15 protein-coding genes are annotated in these 17,395 nt (G+C 65.3%); 9 read left to right on the top strand and 6 right to left on the bottom strand.

Annotated features, from left to right (window positions below; translation table 11 throughout):
- Window positions 1–208: 208 nt before the first annotated feature.
- Window positions 209–1,537 carry an MFS transporter gene (locus tag XI05_RS20790; RefSeq protein ID WP_172786195.1) on the bottom strand — a complete coding sequence of 443 codons (1,329 nt, stop codon included), beginning with the start codon at window positions 1,535–1,537 and terminating at the stop codon, window positions 209–211.
- A gap of 182 nt (window positions 1,538–1,719) precedes the next feature.
- Here XI05_RS20790 and cyoA point away from each other — a divergent pair, with 182 nt between their 5' ends.
- From cyoA to XI05_RS20755, 7 genes are read left to right on the top strand one after another with little or no spacing between them, the layout of a single operon-like run.
- The gene (gene cyoA / locus XI05_RS20785; protein ID WP_271505195.1) at window positions 1,720–2,880 is read left to right on the top strand and encodes a ubiquinol oxidase subunit II; all 1,161 of its coding nucleotides are present in this window, start codon (window positions 1,720–1,722) and stop codon (window positions 2,878–2,880) included.
- A gap of 11 nt (window positions 2,881–2,891) precedes the next feature.
- Window positions 2,892–4,889, top strand: coding sequence for a cytochrome o ubiquinol oxidase subunit I (gene cyoB / locus XI05_RS20780; RefSeq protein ID WP_271505193.1), 1,998 nt, complete (start codon window positions 2,892–2,894; stop codon window positions 4,887–4,889).
- Window positions 4,890–5,519, top strand: a complete 630-nt coding sequence (gene cyoC / locus XI05_RS20775) for a cytochrome o ubiquinol oxidase subunit III (protein WP_271505191.1) — start codon at window positions 4,890–4,892, stop codon at window positions 5,517–5,519. It begins immediately after the preceding gene.
- Window positions 5,516–5,896, top strand: coding sequence for a cytochrome o ubiquinol oxidase subunit IV (gene cyoD / locus XI05_RS20770; RefSeq protein ID WP_271505189.1), 381 nt, complete (start codon window positions 5,516–5,518; stop codon window positions 5,894–5,896). The genes cyoC and cyoD overlap by 4 nt, the downstream gene beginning before the upstream one ends.
- Window positions 5,893–6,744, top strand: a complete 852-nt coding sequence (locus XI05_RS20765; protein ID WP_271505187.1) for an SURF1 family protein — start codon at window positions 5,893–5,895, stop codon at window positions 6,742–6,744. Before cyoD ends, XI05_RS20765 begins: the two co-directional genes overlap by 4 nt.
- Complete coding sequence (locus XI05_RS20760; protein WP_271505185.1) at window positions 6,716–8,119, top strand: ATP-binding protein; 1,404 nt, start codon at window positions 6,716–6,718, stop codon at window positions 8,117–8,119. The genes XI05_RS20765 and XI05_RS20760 overlap by 29 nt, the downstream gene beginning before the upstream one ends.
- Window positions 8,109–8,642 carry a response regulator transcription factor gene (locus tag XI05_RS20755; protein WP_025033366.1) on the top strand — a complete coding sequence of 178 codons (534 nt, stop codon included), beginning with the start codon at window positions 8,109–8,111 and terminating at the stop codon, window positions 8,640–8,642. The genes XI05_RS20760 and XI05_RS20755 overlap by 11 nt, the downstream gene beginning before the upstream one ends.
- A 246-nt stretch (window positions 8,643–8,888) precedes the next feature.
- On the opposite strand, the gene XI05_RS20750 is transcribed toward XI05_RS20755, so the two are convergent.
- Window positions 8,889–9,593, bottom strand: a complete 705-nt coding sequence (locus tag XI05_RS20750; protein WP_271505183.1) for a glutathione S-transferase family protein — start codon at window positions 9,591–9,593, stop codon at window positions 8,889–8,891.
- A 108-nt stretch (window positions 9,594–9,701) separates the two neighbouring features.
- Here XI05_RS20750 and XI05_RS20745 point away from each other — a divergent pair, with 108 nt between their 5' ends.
- The gene (locus XI05_RS20745; protein WP_271505181.1) at window positions 9,702–10,073 is read left to right on the top strand and encodes a winged helix-turn-helix transcriptional regulator; all 372 of its coding nucleotides are present in this window, start codon (window positions 9,702–9,704) and stop codon (window positions 10,071–10,073) included.
- Window positions 10,074–10,103: 30 nt separating this feature from the next.
- Complete coding sequence (locus XI05_RS20740) at window positions 10,104–11,492, top strand: adenylate/guanylate cyclase domain-containing protein (RefSeq protein ID WP_271505211.1); 1,389 nt, start codon at window positions 10,104–10,106, stop codon at window positions 11,490–11,492.
- An 86-nt stretch (window positions 11,493–11,578) separates the two neighbouring features.
- Here XI05_RS20740 and XI05_RS20735 read toward each other — a convergent pair whose 3' ends face one another.
- The 4 genes from XI05_RS20735 to XI05_RS20720 all read right to left on the bottom strand — a co-directional run bounded on the left by XI05_RS20735 (window position 11,579) and on the right by XI05_RS20720 (window position 16,926).
- Window positions 11,579–12,391: a CarD family transcriptional regulator gene (locus XI05_RS20735; protein WP_271505179.1), complete on the bottom strand. Its 813-nt coding sequence runs from the start codon at window positions 12,389–12,391 to the stop codon at window positions 11,579–11,581.
- A 344-nt stretch (window positions 12,392–12,735) separates the two neighbouring features.
- Window positions 12,736–13,074 (bottom strand): ferredoxin FdxA, encoded by a 339-nt coding sequence (gene fdxA / locus XI05_RS20730; protein WP_018643465.1) that lies wholly within the window; start codon window positions 13,072–13,074, stop codon window positions 12,736–12,738.
- A gap of 132 nt (window positions 13,075–13,206) precedes the next feature.
- Window positions 13,207–13,458 carry an RNA-binding S4 domain-containing protein gene (locus XI05_RS20725; RefSeq protein WP_172786236.1) on the bottom strand — a complete coding sequence of 84 codons (252 nt, stop codon included), beginning with the start codon at window positions 13,456–13,458 and terminating at the stop codon, window positions 13,207–13,209.
- An 84-nt stretch (window positions 13,459–13,542) separates the two neighbouring features.
- The gene (locus XI05_RS20720; RefSeq protein ID WP_271505176.1) at window positions 13,543–16,926 is read right to left on the bottom strand and encodes a helicase-related protein; all 3,384 of its coding nucleotides are present in this window, start codon (window positions 16,924–16,926) and stop codon (window positions 13,543–13,545) included.
- Between the last annotated feature and the right edge of the window lie 469 nt (window positions 16,927–17,395).

The raw sequence follows: 17,395 nt of genomic DNA, 5'->3' as shown, positions 1-17,395 counted from the left end.
CGCGCCGAAGGCGCGGGTGAGAGTTTTCTCCTCTAGGGGAGTGTCCCGGTGCGGAGACACCCTCTCCCCAACCCTCTCCCCCAAGCGGGCCCCAAGCGGGAGAGGGAGCGCACCTCCGTCGTTGCGCGATCAAGCCTCATTTCATTCGCGCTCTAGAGATGGGCACGGCGCCAACAGCGCCGTTGCCCCATCTGCATGCACGGAGCGATCAGCGTCCGGCGTCCATGTCGCCTGCCTCGCGCTGGCCGCTGAGCCAGAGCGCGAGCAGGGTCCAGAACGCGCCCGACAAGAGATACGCACCCGAGGCGATGACGCCGAGATTGGTGGCGAGCAGCAGCGCGACCAGCGGGGCGAAGCCGGCGCCGAACAGCCAGGCCATGTCGGAGGTCAGCGCGGAGGCCGTGTAGCGGTACATCTGCCTGAAGTTCGAGGCGATCGCACCCGACGACTGGCCGAACGACAGGCCGAGCAGGATGAAGCCGATCACCATGTAGATGGTCTCGCCGAACGCGCCGGCGTCGAGCAGCTGCGGCGCGAAGCCGCTGTAGACCGCGATCGCGATCGCCGATCCCATCAAGAGGGACTTGCGGCCGACGCGGTCGGCGATGATGCCGGAGGCCACGATCGCGGCGACGCCGAACACGGCGGCGACGATCTCGATGATCAAAAAGCGCACCGGGCTTTCGCGGGTGAACAGGAACACCCAGGACAGCGGAAACACCGTGACCATGTGGAACAGCGCAAAGCTCGCCAGCGGCGCGAAGGCGCCCAGCATGATGTTCTGGCCTTCGCGCGCGACCGTTTCCGAGATGCGCGCGGGCTGCAATTCGCGGCTCTCGAACAGCGAGGCGTATTCTTCCGTCGTCACCATGCGCAGGCGCGCGAACAGCGCCACGACGTTGATGGCGAAGGCGACGAAGAACGGATAGCGCCAGCCCCAGTCGAAGAAATCATCGGCCGAGAGCAGACCGGCAAAATAGGCGAACAGCGCGCTCGCCACGATCAGCCCGAGCGGCGCGCCTAGCTGCGGCACCATCGCGTACCAGCCACGCTGGGAGGCCGGCGCATTCAGCGCCAGCAGCGAAGCCATGCCGTCCCAGGCGCCGCCCCAGGCCAGACCCTGCGCGATGCGCGCCAGCGCCAGCAGCCAGATCGCCGCGACGCCGATCTCGTGATAGCCGGGCAGGAAGGCGAGCGCGACAGTGGCAGTGCCGAGCAGGAACAGCGCCGACACCAGCTTGGCCGTCTTGCCGTATTCCCGGTCGATCGTCATGAAAATGACGGTGCCGATCGGACGGGCCATGAAGGCCAGCGCGAACACCATGAAGGAATAGAGGGTGCCGGTCAGCTCGCTCGCGAACGGGAACACCAGGCGGGGAAACACGATCACCGAGGCGATCGCGAAGACGAAGAAGTCGAAGAATTCCGAGGTACGGCCGATGATGACGCCGATGGCGATCTCGCCGGGACTGGCCTGGTCGTGGCCGTGCTCGCCCGTGTGGAGGTCTGCCATTGCGGGGGTCTGTGCCGTCGCCATTCGTGCGCCCTTAACGTCCTGAAAACCAAAGCCGACCGCCCGGCGGGACGCCAGGCAATCTGCCCCTGTCTGGCCCAAGCTCCCGCACTGCAACATTGGACAAATTGTCCAATGTCCGGATTGTTGCGCCGCAGCTACCCGTTGGCCCCGCAAAGGAAACTCATTCTCATAAGGCTCGGCCCGTGTCTCGTCTCAAGATCCTGGCGCTACTACCTCTGGCTGCCGCGCTTAGCGGCTGCGACTATGTCGTGCTGGCGCCAGCCGGCGATATCGCCGCGCAGCAGCGCGACCTCGTCATCATCTCCACCGTCCTGATGCTCCTGATCGTCGTGCCCGTGATGGCGCTGACGGTGCTGTTCGCCTGGCGCTACCGCCAGTCCAACACCGAGGCCCGATACGAACCGGACTGGGATCACTCGACCAAGCTCGAGCTGGTGATCTGGTCGGCGCCGCTGCTGATCATCGTTTGCCTGGGCGCGCTGACCTGGATGGGCACGCATCTGCTCGACCCCTATCGCACCCTCGGCCGCATTCATGCCGAGCGCGCGGTAGACCAGTCCAAGGCCCCGCTCGAGGTCGACGTCGTCGCGCTCGACTGGAAGTGGCTCTTCATCTACCCGGACTACGGCATCGCCACCGTCAATGAGCTCGCAGCTCCGGTCGATCGCCCGATCACCTTCCGCATCACCGCGTCCTCGGTGATGAACTCGTTCTACATCCCCGCGCTCGCCGGCCAGATCTACGCGATGCCGGGCATGGAGACCAAGCTCCACGCCGTCGTCAACCACGCCGGCACCTACAAGGGCTTTTCGGCGAACTACAGCGGCGCCGGCTTCTCCGGCATGCACTTCAACTTCAGGGGCCTCGACGACAAGGGCTTTGACGCCTGGATCGCCAGCGCCAAGTCCGCCGGCGGCTCGCTCGGCCGCGCCGAATATCTCCAGCTGGAGAAGCCCAGCCAGAACGAGCCGGTGCGGCGCTGGGGCACCGTCGATGCCGATCTCTACCGCCTGATCCTCAACATGTGCGTCGAGACCGGCAAGATGTGCCAGAGCGAGATGATGGCGATCGACGCCAAGGGCGGCAACGGCCATCAGGGCCTGAACAACACACTGCCGCTCACCTACGACAAGTATGCCCGCCGCGGCAGCCCCCTTGGGCCCGAGCCGAGCTTCGTCGCCGGCACCTGCACGCCGGATGCGCCGCAGGGCAAGACCACGGCGTCCATCACGGCACCCGTCGACACCGCGCCGCTGCTCGGCGCCGGCCTGAAGCGGCCGTCGTTCACGCCGCTGAAGTCCTCGTCCTTCTTCCTCGGACAGCGTCCGAAGTCTGATTCCTAAAGAGAACGCGCATGTCTCCTGATCTTCTCAAGCTCATCTTCGGCCGGCTCGGCCTCGAATCGCTGCCGCTGCACGAGCCGATCGTCGTCGGCACCTTCGTGGTGGTCGCGCTCGGCGGCGCGGCACTGCTCGGCGGCCTCACTTATTTCCGCCTCTGGGGCTATCTCTGGCGCGAATGGTTCACCACGGTGGACCACAAGCGCATCGGCATCATGTACATGATCCTCGGCATCGTGATGCTGCTGCGCGGCTTTGCCGACGCGCTGATGATGCGCGGCCAGCAGATGCTCGCCTTTGGCGGCTCCGAAGGCTATCTCAACGCCCATCACTACGACCAGGTCTTCACCGCCCACGGCGTGATCATGATCTTCTTCGTGGCGATGCCGCTGGTCACGGGCCTGATGAACTACGTCGTGCCGCTGCAGATCGGCGCGCGCGACGTCTCGTTCCCGTTCCTGAACAATTTCAGCTTCTGGATGACGGTCGGCGGCGCGGTGCTGGTGATGGCCTCGCTGTTCATCGGCGAATTCGCCCGCACCGGCTGGCTGGCTTATCCGCCGCTGTCGAACATCGGCTACAGTCCCGACGTCGGCGTCGACTATTACATCTGGGCGCTGCAGGTCGCCGGCGTCGGAACGACGCTATCAGGCATCAACCTGATCTGCACCATCGTCAAGCTGCGCTGCCCCGGCATGACCATGATGAAGATGCCGGTGTTCACCTGGACCTCGCTCTGCACCAACGTGCTGATCGTCGCCTCCTTCCCGGTCCTGACCGTGGTGCTCGCGCTGCTCTCGCTCGACCGCTATGTCGGCACCAACTTCTTCACCAACGATTTCGGCGGCAGCCCGATGATGTACGTGAACCTGATCTGGATCTGGGGCCACCCCGAGGTCTACATCCTGGTTCTCCCGGCGTTCGGCATCTTCTCCGAGGTCACCTCGACCTTCTCGGGCAAGCGGCTGTTCGGCTACACCTCGATGGTCTACGCCACCGTCGTCATCACCATCCTGTCGTACCTGGTGTGGCTGCACCACTTCTTCACGATGGGCTCGGGCGCCAGCGTCAATTCGTTCTTCGGCATCACCACGATGATCATCTCGATCCCGACGGGCGCGAAGATGTTCAACTGGCTGTTCACGATGTATCGCGGCCGTATCCGCTACGAGCTGCCGATGATGTGGACCATCGCCTTCATGCTGACCTTCGTGATCGGCGGCATGACCGGCGTGCTGCTCGCGGTGCCGCCGGCCGACTTCGTCCTTCACAACAGCCTGTTCCTGATCGCGCACTTCCACAACGTGATCATCGGCGGCGTGGTGTTCGGCGCGTTCGCCGGCATCAATTACTGGTTCCCGAAGGCGTTCGGCTTCAAGCTCGATCCGTTCTGGGGCAAGATGTCGTTCTGGTTCTGGGTCACCGGCTTCTACCTGGCCTTCATGCCGCTCTACGTGCTCGGCCTGATGGGCGTGACCCGCCGCCTGCGCGTGTTCGACGATCCATCCTTGCAGATCTGGTTCGTCATCGCCGCGATCGGTGCCTTGTTCGTCTTCATCGGCATCCTCTCCATGCTGATGCAGTTCGCGGTCAGCCTGCTCAAGCGCGAGCAGCTCAAGGACGTCACCGGCGATCCCTGGGACGCCCGTACGCTGGAATGGGCGACCTCCTCGCCGCCGCCGGACTACAACTTCGCCTTCACCCCGGTCGTTCACGACAATGACGCGTGGTGGGACATGAAGCGGCGCGGCTACCAGCGTCCGCTCACCGGCTTCAGGCCGATCCACATGCCCAGCAGCACCGGCACCGGCGTCATTCTCGCCGGCCTCGCCACCGCGATGGGATTCGGCCTGATCTGGTACATGTGGTGGCTGGCGGCCGTGAGCTTCATCGCGATGCTCGCCGTCGGGATCGGCCACACCTTCAACTATCACCGCGACTTCGACATTCCGGCTGAAGACGTCATCCGGACCGAGGACGCGCGCACCAAACTGCTCGCCGGAGCCAAGTAAATGACCGTTGCCGTCAATCCCTCGCAGACCGGCGAGCCGGTCTTCTACCTCGCCGACGAGCATCCGCATCCGGAAGGCTGGAGCACCTCGCTCGGCTTCTGGATCTACCTGATGAGCGACTGCCTCATCTTCGCGATCCTGTTCGCCACCTTCGGCGTGCTCGGCGGCAACTACGCCGCCGGCCCGGCGCCGAAGGACCTGTTCGACCTGAACCTGGTCGCGGTGAACACCTCGATGCTGCTGCTGTCGTCGATCACCTACGGCTTTGCCATGCTGACCATGCAACAGAACAAGGTCGCGCAGACGCAAGTCTGGCTCGCGATCACCGGTCTGTTCGGGGCCGCGTTCATCGGCATCGAGCTCTTCGAGTTCGCCCACATGATCCACGAGGGCGCCACGCCGCAGCGCAGCGCCTTCCTCTCCGCCTTCTTCACGCTGGTCGGCACCCACGGCCTGCACGTCTCCTGCGGCCTGATCTGGCTGGTGACGCTGATGGTGCAGGTCGGAAAGTTCGGCCTGATCGAGGCCAACCGCCGCCGCCTGATGTGCCTGTCGATGTTCTGGCACTTCCTCGACGTGGTCTGGATCGGCGTCTTCACCTTCGTCTATCTCCTGGGAGTTCTGCGATGAGCACCGATACCCACGCAGCCGGCGCGCACGACCATCACCACGAGGGCGGCCACGCCCACAGCACGTTCTCGGGCTACATGCTCGGCTTCGTGCTCTCGGTCGTGCTCACCGCGATCCCGTTCTGGCTGGTGATGAGCGGCGTGCTGCCGAGCAAGCAGATCACCGCGCTGGTGATCATGGCCTTCGCGGTCGTGCAGATCGTCGTGCACATGGTCTACTTCCTGCACATGAACACGACGTCCGAGAACGGCTGGACCATGATGGCGCTGATCTTCACCATCGTGATGGTGGTGATCGCACTGTCGGGTTCGCTGTGGGTGATGAGCCACCTCAACAGCAACATGATGCCGATGCATCAGATGAGCGGCATGAAGTGACCGAAACCGGGACAGTGACGGGCGAGGACGGAGATGCGCGCAGCAAGGCTGCGCGGCCCCCGTCCTTGTGGCTCACGGTCCTCTCGCTCATTGCTTTTGTGCTTCTGATCGCGCTCGGCGTCTGGCAGATCGAGCGCCGCGCCTGGAAGCTGGCGCTGATCGACCGGGTCGAGCAGCGCGTCCACGCGCCGGCGCAGCCGATCCCCTCGCCCGCGGCGTGGCCCGCCGTCAGTGCCGCAAGCGACGAATACAGGCACGTCAGCCTCAGCGGGCGCTTCCTGCATGACGGCGAGACACTGGTTCAGGCCGTCACCGAGGAAGGCCCCGGCTATTGGGTGCTGACCCCGCTTCAGCGCGACGACGGCACGCTGGTGCTGATCAACCGCGGCTTCGTGCCGTCCGAGCGGCGCGACGCATCAACGCGCCGGGACGGCAATCCGCAAGGTCGGCTGGAGATCACCGGCCTCCTGCGCATCACCGAGCCGAAGGGCGGCTTTCTCCGGAACAACGTGCCCCAGCACAACCGCTGGTACTCGCGGGACGTCGCCGCCATCGCGGCGGCACGCGGCCTTCGCGAGGTCGCGCCCTTCTTCGTGGATGCCGACGCCGGATCACAAATTGCCGGCGGCCCAATCGGCGGATTGACCGTGATCCGCTTTCCCAATAACCACCTGATCTACGCGCTGACGTGGTTTGCCCTGGCTTTCATGCTGGCCGGCAGACTTTTCGTCACATTCGGCGGCGGGCTGTTCCGCCGCAAGCGCTTCGTCCACGACAAGGCCGGCGGCTCGGATGCCGTCGCCCGCAGGACGGGATCAGATGCTGGAACGATCGTCGAGCCGACCTGACGACGGGAAGACGCTTTCCCAGACGCTTGGGCGTGACGGGAAAGCCGTCACGCTGCAATCGCAGGCCGACGCGCGCAGCGAGCTGATCGGCACCACGCCGACCGACGACGAGACCAACCGCAAGAATATGGCGCTGCTGATCCAGCTGCGCTGGACCGCGGTGGTCGGCCAGATCGTGACCATCGGTGCCGTGCATTTCGGCCTCGGCATCCCCTTGCCGCTGGAGCGGATGGGCGCGGTGATCGGCGCGCTGGTGCTGCTCAACGTCTCCAGCCTGGTCTGGGTGCGCCATCGCGCCGCGATCACCAACAACGAGCTGTTGGTCGCCTTGATGCTGGACGTCGCCGCGCTGACTGCGCAGCTCTATCTCTCCGGCGGCGCCACAAATCCCTTCACCTCGCTGTTCCTGCTCCAGGTGACGCTGGGCGCGGTGCTGCTCGATGCCCGCTCGACCTGGTCGCTGGTGGCGCTGACCTGCGCGAGCTTCGTCTGGCTGACCCTGGCCTACCGGCCGCTCGATCTGCCGCCAAATCCGTTGAGCGAGACCTATACGCTCACTGTGCTCGGCATGCTCCTGGGCTTCGTGCTCAACGCTGTCCTGCTGGTGGTGTTCGTCACCCGCATCAACCGAAATTTGCGCGAGCGCGACGCGCATCTGGCGGCGCTGCGCCAGCATGCCGCCGAGCAGGACCATATCGTGCGCATGGGCCTGCTCGCCTCCGGCGCGGCGCATGAGCTCGGCACGCCGCTCGCCTCGCTCTCGGTGATCCTCAGCGATTGGCGCCGCATGCCGAATCTTGCCGCCGATCAGGAGCTTGCCGAGGATCTCGCCGAAATGGAGACGTCGCTGCAGCGCTGCAAGTCGATCGTCACGGGCATCCTGGTGTCGGCGGGTGAAGCGCGAGGTGAAGGCTCCTCGCCGACGACGGTGACGGCCTTCGTCACGGCGCTGGTCGACGAATGGCGCAATGCGCGCTCGGCCCGCACGCTCTACTTCGTCAACACCTTCGGCGAGGACGTCGCGATCGTCTCCGACGTCGCACTGAAGCAGGTGATCTTCAACGTGCTCGACAACGCCTATGAGGTCTCGCGCGAGTGGGTCGAGCTCGTCGCCGAGCGCGAGGGCGACAATCTCGTGCTGTCGATCTCCGACCGCGGCCCGGGCTTTGCGCCGGAGATGCTGGCGCAGCTGGGCAAGCCCTACCAGTCGAGCAAGGGTCGCGCAGGCGGCGGGCTCGGCCTGTTCCTGGTGGTGAACGTCGTGCGCAAATTGGGTGGCACCGTGACCGCCGAGAACCACAGGAAGCGCGGCGCCACCGTGCGCCTCACGCTGCCGCTTGCAACATTGGCGATCGGAGGGAGTTTTGACGCCTGACCGTTCGCTCATCGTCGTCGAGGACGATGCGGGCTTTGCGCGCACCCTGAAGCGCTCGTTCGAGCGCCGCGGCTACGAGGTCGTGCTCGCCGCCTCGATCGAGGAGGTGCGCCAGGTGCTGGAGGAACGCTCCTTCGGTCATGCCGTGGTCGACCTCAAGCTTGGCGGCGCCTCGGGCCTTGCCTGCGTCGAGCTCCTGCACACGCACGATCCCGACATGCTGATCGTGGTGCTGACCGGCTTCGCCAGCATCTCCACCGCCGTCGAGGCGATCAAGCTGGGCGCCTGCCACTATCTGGCAAAACCGTCGAACACCGACGACATCGAGGCCGCCTTCCACAAGGCCGAAGGCAACGCCGAGGTCGCGCTCGATACGCGGCCAACCTCGATCAAGACACTGGAATGGGAACGCATCCACCAGACCTTGATCGAGACCGAGTTCAACATCTCGGAGGCGGCCCGCCGGCTGGGCATGCACCGGCGGACGCTGGCGAGGAAGCTCGAGAAACGCCCCGTGAAGTAGGCGGGCTATCGGATATGAGAGCATCCCTGCGGCCATCCTTCGAGACGCCCGCTCTGGGCGGGCTCCTCAGGATGAGGACGGAGTGCGTGGCTGCAGTTTCAACGAGCACTGATGCTGACTAGCCTCAGCTGAGGAGGCGCGTAAGCGCCGTCTCGAAGGACGAGGCGTGCGCACCGGCCGCCGATACAGGTCATGTGCGATAGCCGTCGGTCAGGTAGGAGGAGCGCGCCGAGGCTCCTCTCTTCCCTATTTGCCGAACCGCGCAATCAATTCGGCCAGCGCGATGTGGCCTGTGCACGATCCCGTTCCCGGATCAGAGCCGCCGTCCTCCAGAGCTGTCGCGTAGAGGACCGCGGGATCGGCTTCGAGGCGGGCTCGCAGTGCCGCCAGCTTCGGCCAGCGGCTCCTCTCCGCAACCGCGTGGAAGTCGAGCCAGCGCGCGACGCCGACAAGCACGGCGTCGGCCAGCGTCGGCCGCTCCCCGAGCAGGAATTGCCGCGGCTCGATCATCCCTTCGAGCTTGTCATGACGTTCGATGACCCTTGCTGTGCCAAAGGCACGCAGGGCCGACTTCGTGGCGGGCTCCATGGCTTCGGCTTCCATTGCGGCCCACAGCGGCGCGAAGGCGGCGGTGAAACCGGTATTCACGAATGCCATGAGCTGATGCATTCGATCGGCTTGCCGCGACAGCGGATCGAAGCTGATGCGACGTTCGAGATCCCTGGCTTCGAGCCAGGCCGCGATCGCCATGGTTTCCGTAAGCACCTCGCCCTGTTCGGTGACGAACACCGGCGTCTCATGTCGCGGATTGATGCGGGCGTATGACGGGCTTCGCATCTCGCCCATCATGTCGACCCGGCACAGCCGGTATGGCTTGCCCAGCCATTCGAGCGCCGCAACGAGCCCCATGGAGCTTCCCTTCGGGAAGCCGTAGAGTAGAATTGGGTCCATGATTCATTCTCCGTGATTTCTGGTGATCACGCTGCGCAGCGGTGATGCGACCCTAGTTGCTCGCCGCGTCAAGTAAATTACGAACTTTTTTGTAACCTGGAGGCGCCGATGAAGGATCTCGTCTCGAGATGTCCCATCGAGGAAGTGATGCAGGTTCTGAGCGGCCGCTGGCCGACGCTGCTGATCTATTATTTGAAGCAGGGCACCAAGCGCTTCAGCGACTTGCGCCGCGACAATCCGACCATTTCACACCGAATGCTCGCACTCGAGCTGCGCAAGCTGGAGGACGCCGGTATCGTAAGCCGCACTGAATTCGGCGGATATCCGCTGCGCGTCGAGTACGATCTGACGTCCGCCGGTCACGCACTCGTGCCATTGATCGATGCCTTGGGGAACTGGTGGACGTCGGTTGCGGCCGCGGCTGACGGAGAAGCCCGTCGGGATGAAATCGGCGTTTCGGCAAGGACGCAGCGGACTTGAAAAGGCCCAAGTGAGGAGACTGCCGTGACAATGCTCGTCGAGCGATTCAACCTGCCGGCTGCGCTTTCGCCCGCGCCCAGCAAGCGCGACGCCGAAACGGTTCAGTTCGCGCAGGCCGCGCTGACGTCCGCCAAGCGGGAAGGCCTGCAACTCGCGGTGCGGGCGCGCTATGTCGCCCTCGTCGTCATTGGCTGCCTGCTGCTGGTGATCAACCCGGCCTGGGAGCAGCTCTACTACGTGGCGCTGCTCGGCCTGTTCGCACTGATCGGCTGGGCCCAGGTCAAGGTTGGGCGGGTGGGCGTGTCACGGCCGGAATTGGCACTGCTGTTTTGCGACCTGGCGCTGCTCACGTGCCTCATCGTGATTCCCAATCCGTTCGGAGCCTCGCACTGGCCAGTCGCGATGCAGTACCATTTCGGCAACTTCATCTATTTCTTCGTGCTGCTCGCAGGCGCCACGCTGGCCTATACCTGGCGGACCGTGATTGCGGTCGGCGGCTGGACGGCTTCGCTCTGGATGATCGGCATGGCCTGGGTGTGGTGGCAACCCGATCGCGATCCTGCGCTGACGGCCCGCATCGCGGCCGCAGCAGGCGACGATCAGCGCTTGTTGGCGATGATCTCGCCCAGCGCGATCGGATTCCACGTTCGCATCCAGGAGATGGTCGTATTCATGATCGTGGCCATGACCTTGGCGCTCGCGGTCCGCCGCAGCAACGACCTCCTGGTCCGGCACGCCGCGGTGGAGCGCGAGCGTGGCAACCTCGCACGCTACTTCTCGCCCAATGTCGTGGCGGAATTGTCGAAGCAGGACGAGCCATTGAAGCAGGTGCGCACGCAACACGTCGCGGTGCTGTTCGTCGACATCGTCGGCTTCACCGCCTTTGCCGACGCGCGCTCGCCGCAGGAGGTGGTGCGAACGTTGCGCGAATTCCACGGATTGATGGAGCAGGAGGTTTTCCGCCACAGCGGCACGCTCGACAAATATCTCGGGGACGGATTGATGGCGACGTTCGGCACACCCTTCGCGGGCGAGTGCGACGCCAGCAACGCGCTGCGATGCGCCCAGGCGATGATCGCCGCGGCGGACCGATGGAACGATCGGCGCGCAGCGTCAGGCGACCCAAAGCTGCGTGTGAGCTTCGGCTTGCATTATGGGCCGGTAGTGCTCGGTGACCTCGGGCAGACCTGTCTGGAATTCGCCGTGATCGGCGCGACCGTCAACGTGGCCAGCCGTCTCGAGGCCTTGACCCGCGCCTTCGACTGCGCGCTGGTGGCAAGTGACGATCTCGTCAGCCAGGCGAAGGCCGAGCTTGGCGGCGCGGCCGCAACGTTTCAGTCATTGGAGGCGCGAGAGCCGCAGGCGGTGCGCGGTATTCAGCAGCCGATCTCGATCTGGACCCAGCCGCGCGGCGCGTAGAGCGAACTCCCCGCTGCGGCAGGAAGCCAAACAAAAAGCCCGGCCATTCGGCCGGGCTTTTGATGGCTTGCGCAGAACGAAGCTGCTTACGCGGCCTCGTCGGCGACGGTGCTGTCGTCGCCATCGGTATCGTCGGCATCGCCCTCGGCGTCCGTGTCGGCTTCGCCGTCGGCGGCTTCCGCCTTGGCGTTGGTGCGGCGCGGGCTCTTGGCGAGTTGGGCCTCGATCTCCTTGACCGCTTCGGTCTCGGTCGAGTGCTGCACCACCGCGATCTCGCGGGAGAGGCGGTCGAGCGCCGCTTCATAAAGCTGGCGTTCCGAGTAGGACTGCTCGGGCTGCGATTCCGAGCGATAGAGGTCGCGCACGACTTCCGCGATCGCGACGATGTCGCCCGAATTGATCTTCGCTTCGTATTCCTGGGCGCGGCGCGACCACATGGTGCGCTTGACGCGGGCGCGGCCCTTGAGCGTCTCCAGCGCCTTCTTGACCAGCGCCGGATCGGACAGCTTGCGCATGCCGACATTGGCGACCTTGGCGGTCGGCACGCGCAGCGTCATCTTGTCCTTGATGAAGTTGATGACGAACAGCTCGAGCTTCGCACCGGCGATCTCCTGCTCCTCGATGGCCAGGATCTGGCCGACGCCGTGAGCGGGATAGACCACGAATTCATTGGCCTTGAAGCCCTGACGCTGGGTCACGACCTTCTTTTCCTCGACCTTCGGCGGAGCCGCGGGCTTGGCAGCCGGCTTGGCGGCGACGGGGGCCTTGGCGGGTGCAGCAGCAACGGGAGCCTTCGGCGCGGCGGGCTTGGCAGCGGGGGCCTTGGCAGTCACAGGCTTGGCGGCAGCAGGCTTGGCAGCGGTCGCTTTCGCGGCCGGTTTGGCAGTCTTGTTAGGCATTGCGCTTCTTTTGTTCTTCGAGGACTTTGCAGCCGGCGCCTTCGTCGCGGTCCGACCCTTGGATGCGCTACGGCTGGCCGCGGCGACTTTTTTGGCCTCCTTATGGGAAGCCCTCGCTGAAGTACTCTTTTTACGCGTTTTCTGTGACACAGCCTGCGCGCGGAAACTGCCACGCCCCTGTTCGACATTTGGTTTCACGGGAACCCAGAGGGGCCAACGGGGCTGACGGGGTTCGGCTTAATGTGCCCAATATAGCACATTTCCCGCAAAAATCAATGATTTAGGGGTCTTGAGGGCTGGTTTTCGGCGGCAGCGCCGCTATTAGGGTTAAGTTTGAGCGCGAATTAGTCTCCGGAGCCCGGGTTCGGAGAAAAATATTTCTCGAACTTGCCCTCCATGCCGTCGAATTCCTTGGCGTCGGCGGGTGATTCTTTCTTCTGGGTGATGTTCGGCCAGCTCTTGGCGTAATCGGCGTTGACCTGGAGCCACTTTTCCAGCCCCGGTTCCGTGTCCGGCTTGATGGCGTCGGCGGGGCATTCCGGCTCGCACACGCCGCAATCGATGCACTCGTCGGGATGGATGACGAGCATGTTGTCGCCTTCGTAGAAGCAGTCGACCGGGCAGACCTCGACGCAGTCGGTGTACTTGCACTTGATGCAGTTTTCAGTGACGACGTAAGTCATCCAACGCTCCGAAAAGCTCTTTTAAAAGTCGCGGCTTGCCTAGCGCGGATGGCCCGGCGCCGCAAGGTCGGGAAGGCCCGATCATGACGGCTTTGTGTTTTTGATCGATCAAGAAATGAATACCAAGCGCGATTAATTGCGCGTCCCGAGCTCCTCGTAGAGCACGCGAGCCGAGGCGGCATCGCCACGGCGCTCGTTGAAGGCGGTGACCTTCAGCACGCGCACACTGCGATCGAGCGCGATGGTGAGGACGTCACCGGCCTTGATCGCATGGCCGGGCGACGTCTCGCGCACGCCGTTGACGCGGACATGGCCGGTGACGACGAGCTCGGCCGCGGAGGTGCGCGCCTTCACCACCCGCGCGTGCCACAGCCATTTGTCGATGCGCTGCCGCTCGGTCGTGGCTTTATTCCTCTTGACGCGTTTTCTTCACGCGAACCGCTCCGCACTTCGCTTGAAAACGCTATGCTACTCCTTGCGCCCCAGCTGCTCTTTCAGCGCGGCGAGCTTGGCGAAGGGCGAGTTCGGATCGATCGGACGATCGCGCTCGCGCGGGTTCGCGCTGGAGGCGTAGGGACGCAGCGACGGACCGGACTCGCGATCTCGGCGGTCCCGGCCCTTGTCGCGGTCGCGGCCACGATTGTCGCGGCCCTTGTCGCGATCTCCGCCGAACTTCTTGTTGTCGCGGTTGCGATCGCGATCCTTGTCGCGGTCTCCCTTGCCCTGGAAGCTGCGATTGCGGTCGTCGCGGCGCTCACCGCCCTCGCCGCCTTCACGCGGCTTGCGGAAATCGCGGCGATGGCCGCCATGACGATGGCCCGGCTTCGCGCCGTCGGCTGCTTCGCCGGGCGCGGCGCTCGCTGGTGCGGCGCCAGCCTCAGCGCCGGCCTGCGGACGCTGATTGTGGTGACGCTGATGGCGATGGCGCTCGTGGCGCGGCTTGCGATCCTCGTGACGGCCGCCCGGACGCCAGACCTCGACGAGCTCGGGCTCGGCGGGTGTCGCGGCGGCTTCGACCGGCGCGGCAGCATCGGGCGAAGCGGCGGCTTCGGTGGCGGCGGTCTCGGCGGCAGCCGCTTCGAGCCCGGCAGCCTCGGTGGACGTCGCAGCCTCTTCTGCGGGCGGCGCGATGCCGGGGGCGTCTTCGGGCGTGACGGGCGCTTCAGCAGATGCTTCCAGCGCCGGCTCCGCGTGGACCTCCTCAGGAGCGGGCTCGTCGTGCGGCTCCATGCCAGGGGCGTCTTCGACCGTGATGGCTTCAGCGGCCGGCGCCTCAGTCGGCAGGCCGGCAACGGCTTCAACCGCAGCCTCGGTCGAGGTCTCCGCGCTGCCTTCAGCGGGCGGCGTCTCGGCCGCAACCGTCTCGGTCACGACAGGCTTTTGCGGCAGCGGCGGGCGCTTCTCCATGCGATAGCCGAGCGCGCGCAAGACGGAGGCGAAATCTTCGCCGGCCGATCCCGTGAGCGAGGTCATCGCCTGCGTCACCACGAAACTGCGGCCATCGAACGCGCCGGCGGGCTTTTCGCCCGGCGAGTTCTCGCGCCAGGCCAGCGCCGGGCGGATCAAGTCGGCGAGGCGCTCCAGGATGTCGACGCGCACGGCGCGCTCGCCGGCCTGCTTGTAGCCGAGCACGCGATAGGCATCGCGCGGCAGCGCCTTGTCGACCGGGAACGAGGTGCGCCCCGAGGAGGCCAGATGCTGCGCGCCCGACAGCGCGGAGAGATCGACATTGTCCTGCTTCAGCGCCCAGAGCAGCGCGGCGAGCGCACGCGCGGCGGGCTTGAGCAGGCCGGGGAAATAGAGGTGGTAGGCGCCGAAGCGGACGCCGTATTTGCGCAAGGTCGCGCGCGAGGGCTGATCGAGATCCTTCAGCTCGCTGGCAATCTTCGGACGCTCGAGCACGCCGAGCGCCTCGACCAGCTGATAGGCGATGCCGCGGGCGATACCCGTGACGTCCTCGGCCTTGGACAGCTCGAACATCGGCCCGAGCAGCTTTTCGATGTGGGTCTTGAGCCAGAGCTCGAGCCGCGCCTGCACCTTGTCGCGGGGGGCGCCGGTCAGGCGCTCGTCCGAGATGATGCGGATGCGCGGATGCAGCGCGTCGTCTGCGGCGGCGAGCCGCGCCACGGCATCACCGGTCCAGCGGATGATGCCTTCGGACGTCAGCACGAACTGCTCGTCCGGCGCATTGCCGAGCTTTTCGGCGCGCGCGTTGATCTCGCCGGCGAGCACCGCTTGCGCTGCAGCCTGCAAGGCTTTCGCATCGGAGCCGGCTTCCGCCGCATCCGGTGCAAAGGTGAAGCCATCGAGACGGCCGATGACATGGCCTTCGACGATGACTTCGCCGGTCTTGCCGATTTCAGTATTCAAGCTCGTGTTCTCCCGCAGGCGGCGCATCAATACACTGGTCCGGCGATCAACGAAACGCTCAGTCAAGCGTTCATGGAGCGCATCCGATAATTTATTTTCGACCTCCCGCGCGATCCCCTGCCAGCGTTCGGGGTCTTTCAGCCAGTCCGGGCGGTTGGCGACGAAGGTCCAGGTGCGGATCTGGGCGATTCGGGCCGACAGCGTGTCGATATCGCCGTCGATGCGGTCGGCCTGGGTGACCTGGGACTCGAACCAGGCATCGGGAATGCACCCCTTCCGCATCAGGAAGCCGTACAGCGTCGTCACCAGCTCGGCATGGGCGGCCGGCGACAGCTTTCTGTAGTCCGGGACCTGGCAGGCTTCCCACAGACGCTCCACGGCGGCCTTGCCATGCGCGATATCGCGCACCTCGCCGTCGCGGGCGGCGTGATCGAGCACGCGCATGTCCTCGGCGATCGGCGCGCGCGTCAGCGTCTCGTGGCCCGGGGCGAGGTTCAGCGAGACCTGGAGTGCGCCGAGCGAGGAGAAATCCAGCTTCGAATTGCGCCATTGCAGCACCTTCACGGCATCGAAGGTGTGGTTCTGCAGCGCATTGACGAGCTCGGGCTCGAACGGCGCACAGCGGCCCGTGGTGCCGAAGGTGCCGTTGCGGGTGGCGCGGCCGGCGCGGCCCGCGATCTGCGCGAACTCGGACGGCGTCAGGCGGCGGAACTGGTAGCCGTCGAACTTGCGGTCGGAGGCAAAGGCGACGTGGTCGACGTCGAGATTGAGGCCCATGCCGACGGCGTCGGTGGCGACGAGATAATCGACGTCGCCGTTCTGGAACATCGCGACCTGCGCGTTTCGTGTGCGTGGGCTTAGCGAGCCCAGCACCACGGCGGCGCCGCCATGCTGGCGGCGGATCAGCTCGGCGATGGCGTAGACTTCGTCGGCGGAGAAGGCGACGATGGCAGTGCGGCGCGGCTGGCGCGTGATCTTGCGGTCGCCGGCGAACTCGAGCTGCGACAATCTGGGCCGCGTGATCATGGAGACGCCCGGCAACAGGCGCTCGATGATCGGGCGCATGGTGGCGGCGCCTAACAGCAGCGTCTCGTCGCGGCCGCGGCGGTTGAGGATGCGATCGGTGAAGACGTGGCCGCGTTCGAGATCGGCGGCGATCTGGACCTCGTCGACGGCGAGGAAGGAGACATCGAGGTCGCGCGGCATCGCCTCGACGGTCGAGACCCAATAGCGCGGGTTCTTCGGCTTGATCTTCTCCTCGCCGGTGACGAGCGCGACGCTGGCCTCGCCGGCGCGATCGGCGATCTTGTTGTAGACCTCGCGCGCGAGCAGGCGCAGCGGCAGGCCGATCAGCCCCGAGGGATGCGCCAGCATCCGCTCGATGGCGAGATGGGTCTTGCCGGTGTTGGTGGGACCGAGCACCGCAGTGACGCCCGCACCGGGTGCGCGCTCGGAGGCGAAGGGGGAGGAGGAAAAAGCCATGTCTATCGGATTAGGTAATGGCGATTTGGGCGAATGTCAGTGCTATCCGGGGCGGGGAGGCGACGCCGAGGTGTCGGCTATGTCTCCGAACGCTGGGGTGGGGCCTCCTCCACTGCTGTCATCGCCCGGCTTGACCGGGCGATCCAGTACGCCGCGGCAGTTGTGCCAGGGCCGAAAGGCCGCGGCGTACTGGATGCCCCGGTCAAGCCGGGGCATGACGGCGGAGAGTGCGGCACGCCCTCCCCAAATCCCGCGCAACTGTTTCACTTTGCGACGCTTTTCCCGTTCGCTTTAAGCTTCGGAACGACTCTAGAACGAATCGCGGCCGAATCGCTGACTCCCGATTGAGTCCCGTTCCGTTCACGCAACATGTCGCGGGACTCGTGTTGGTTGCGCACTAGATGGAGTTTTGCGCAGCCGCACAAGCGACCGGGGTGGTTAAAGCTGGGGATGGCCTTGAGTCGAATCA

The organism is Bradyrhizobium sp. CCBAU 11357 (assembly GCF_028128865.1).
In the GTDB taxonomy this organism is placed as follows: domain Bacteria; phylum Pseudomonadota; class Alphaproteobacteria; order Rhizobiales; family Xanthobacteraceae; genus Bradyrhizobium.
The sequence above is the reverse complement of the archived record's forward strand: the minus strand, read 5'-3'. Positions and strand labels throughout refer to the sequence as shown.

Coding starts and splice junctions, on each gene's coding strand:
- XI05_RS20735 (WP_271505179.1), bottom strand. CDS start 12,391: ATGCCTAACAAGACTGCCAAACCGGCCGCGAAAGCGACCGCTGCCAAG.
- XI05_RS20720 (WP_271505176.1), bottom strand. CDS start 16,926: ATGGCTTTTTCCTCCTCCCCCTTCGCCTCCGAGCGCGCACCCGGTGCG.
- cyoC (WP_271505191.1), top strand. CDS start 4,890: ATGACCGTTGCCGTCAATCCCTCGCAGACCGGCGAGCCGGTCTTCTAC.
- XI05_RS20740 (WP_271505211.1), top strand. CDS start 10,104: ATGCTCGTCGAGCGATTCAACCTGCCGGCTGCGCTTTCGCCCGCGCCC.
- XI05_RS20745 (WP_271505181.1), top strand. CDS start 9,702: ATGAAGGATCTCGTCTCGAGATGTCCCATCGAGGAAGTGATGCAGGTT.
- XI05_RS20750 (WP_271505183.1), bottom strand. CDS start 9,593: ATGGACCCAATTCTACTCTACGGCTTCCCGAAGGGAAGCTCCATGGGG.
- XI05_RS20790 (WP_172786195.1), bottom strand. CDS start 1,537: ATGGCGACGGCACAGACCCCCGCAATGGCAGACCTCCACACGGGCGAG.
- cyoD (WP_271505189.1), top strand. CDS start 5,516: ATGAGCACCGATACCCACGCAGCCGGCGCGCACGACCATCACCACGAG.
- XI05_RS20760 (WP_271505185.1), top strand. CDS start 6,716: ATGCTGGAACGATCGTCGAGCCGACCTGACGACGGGAAGACGCTTTCC.
- fdxA (WP_018643465.1), bottom strand. CDS start 13,074: ATGACTTACGTCGTCACTGAAAACTGCATCAAGTGCAAGTACACCGAC.
- cyoB (WP_271505193.1), top strand. CDS start 2,892: ATGTCTCCTGATCTTCTCAAGCTCATCTTCGGCCGGCTCGGCCTCGAA.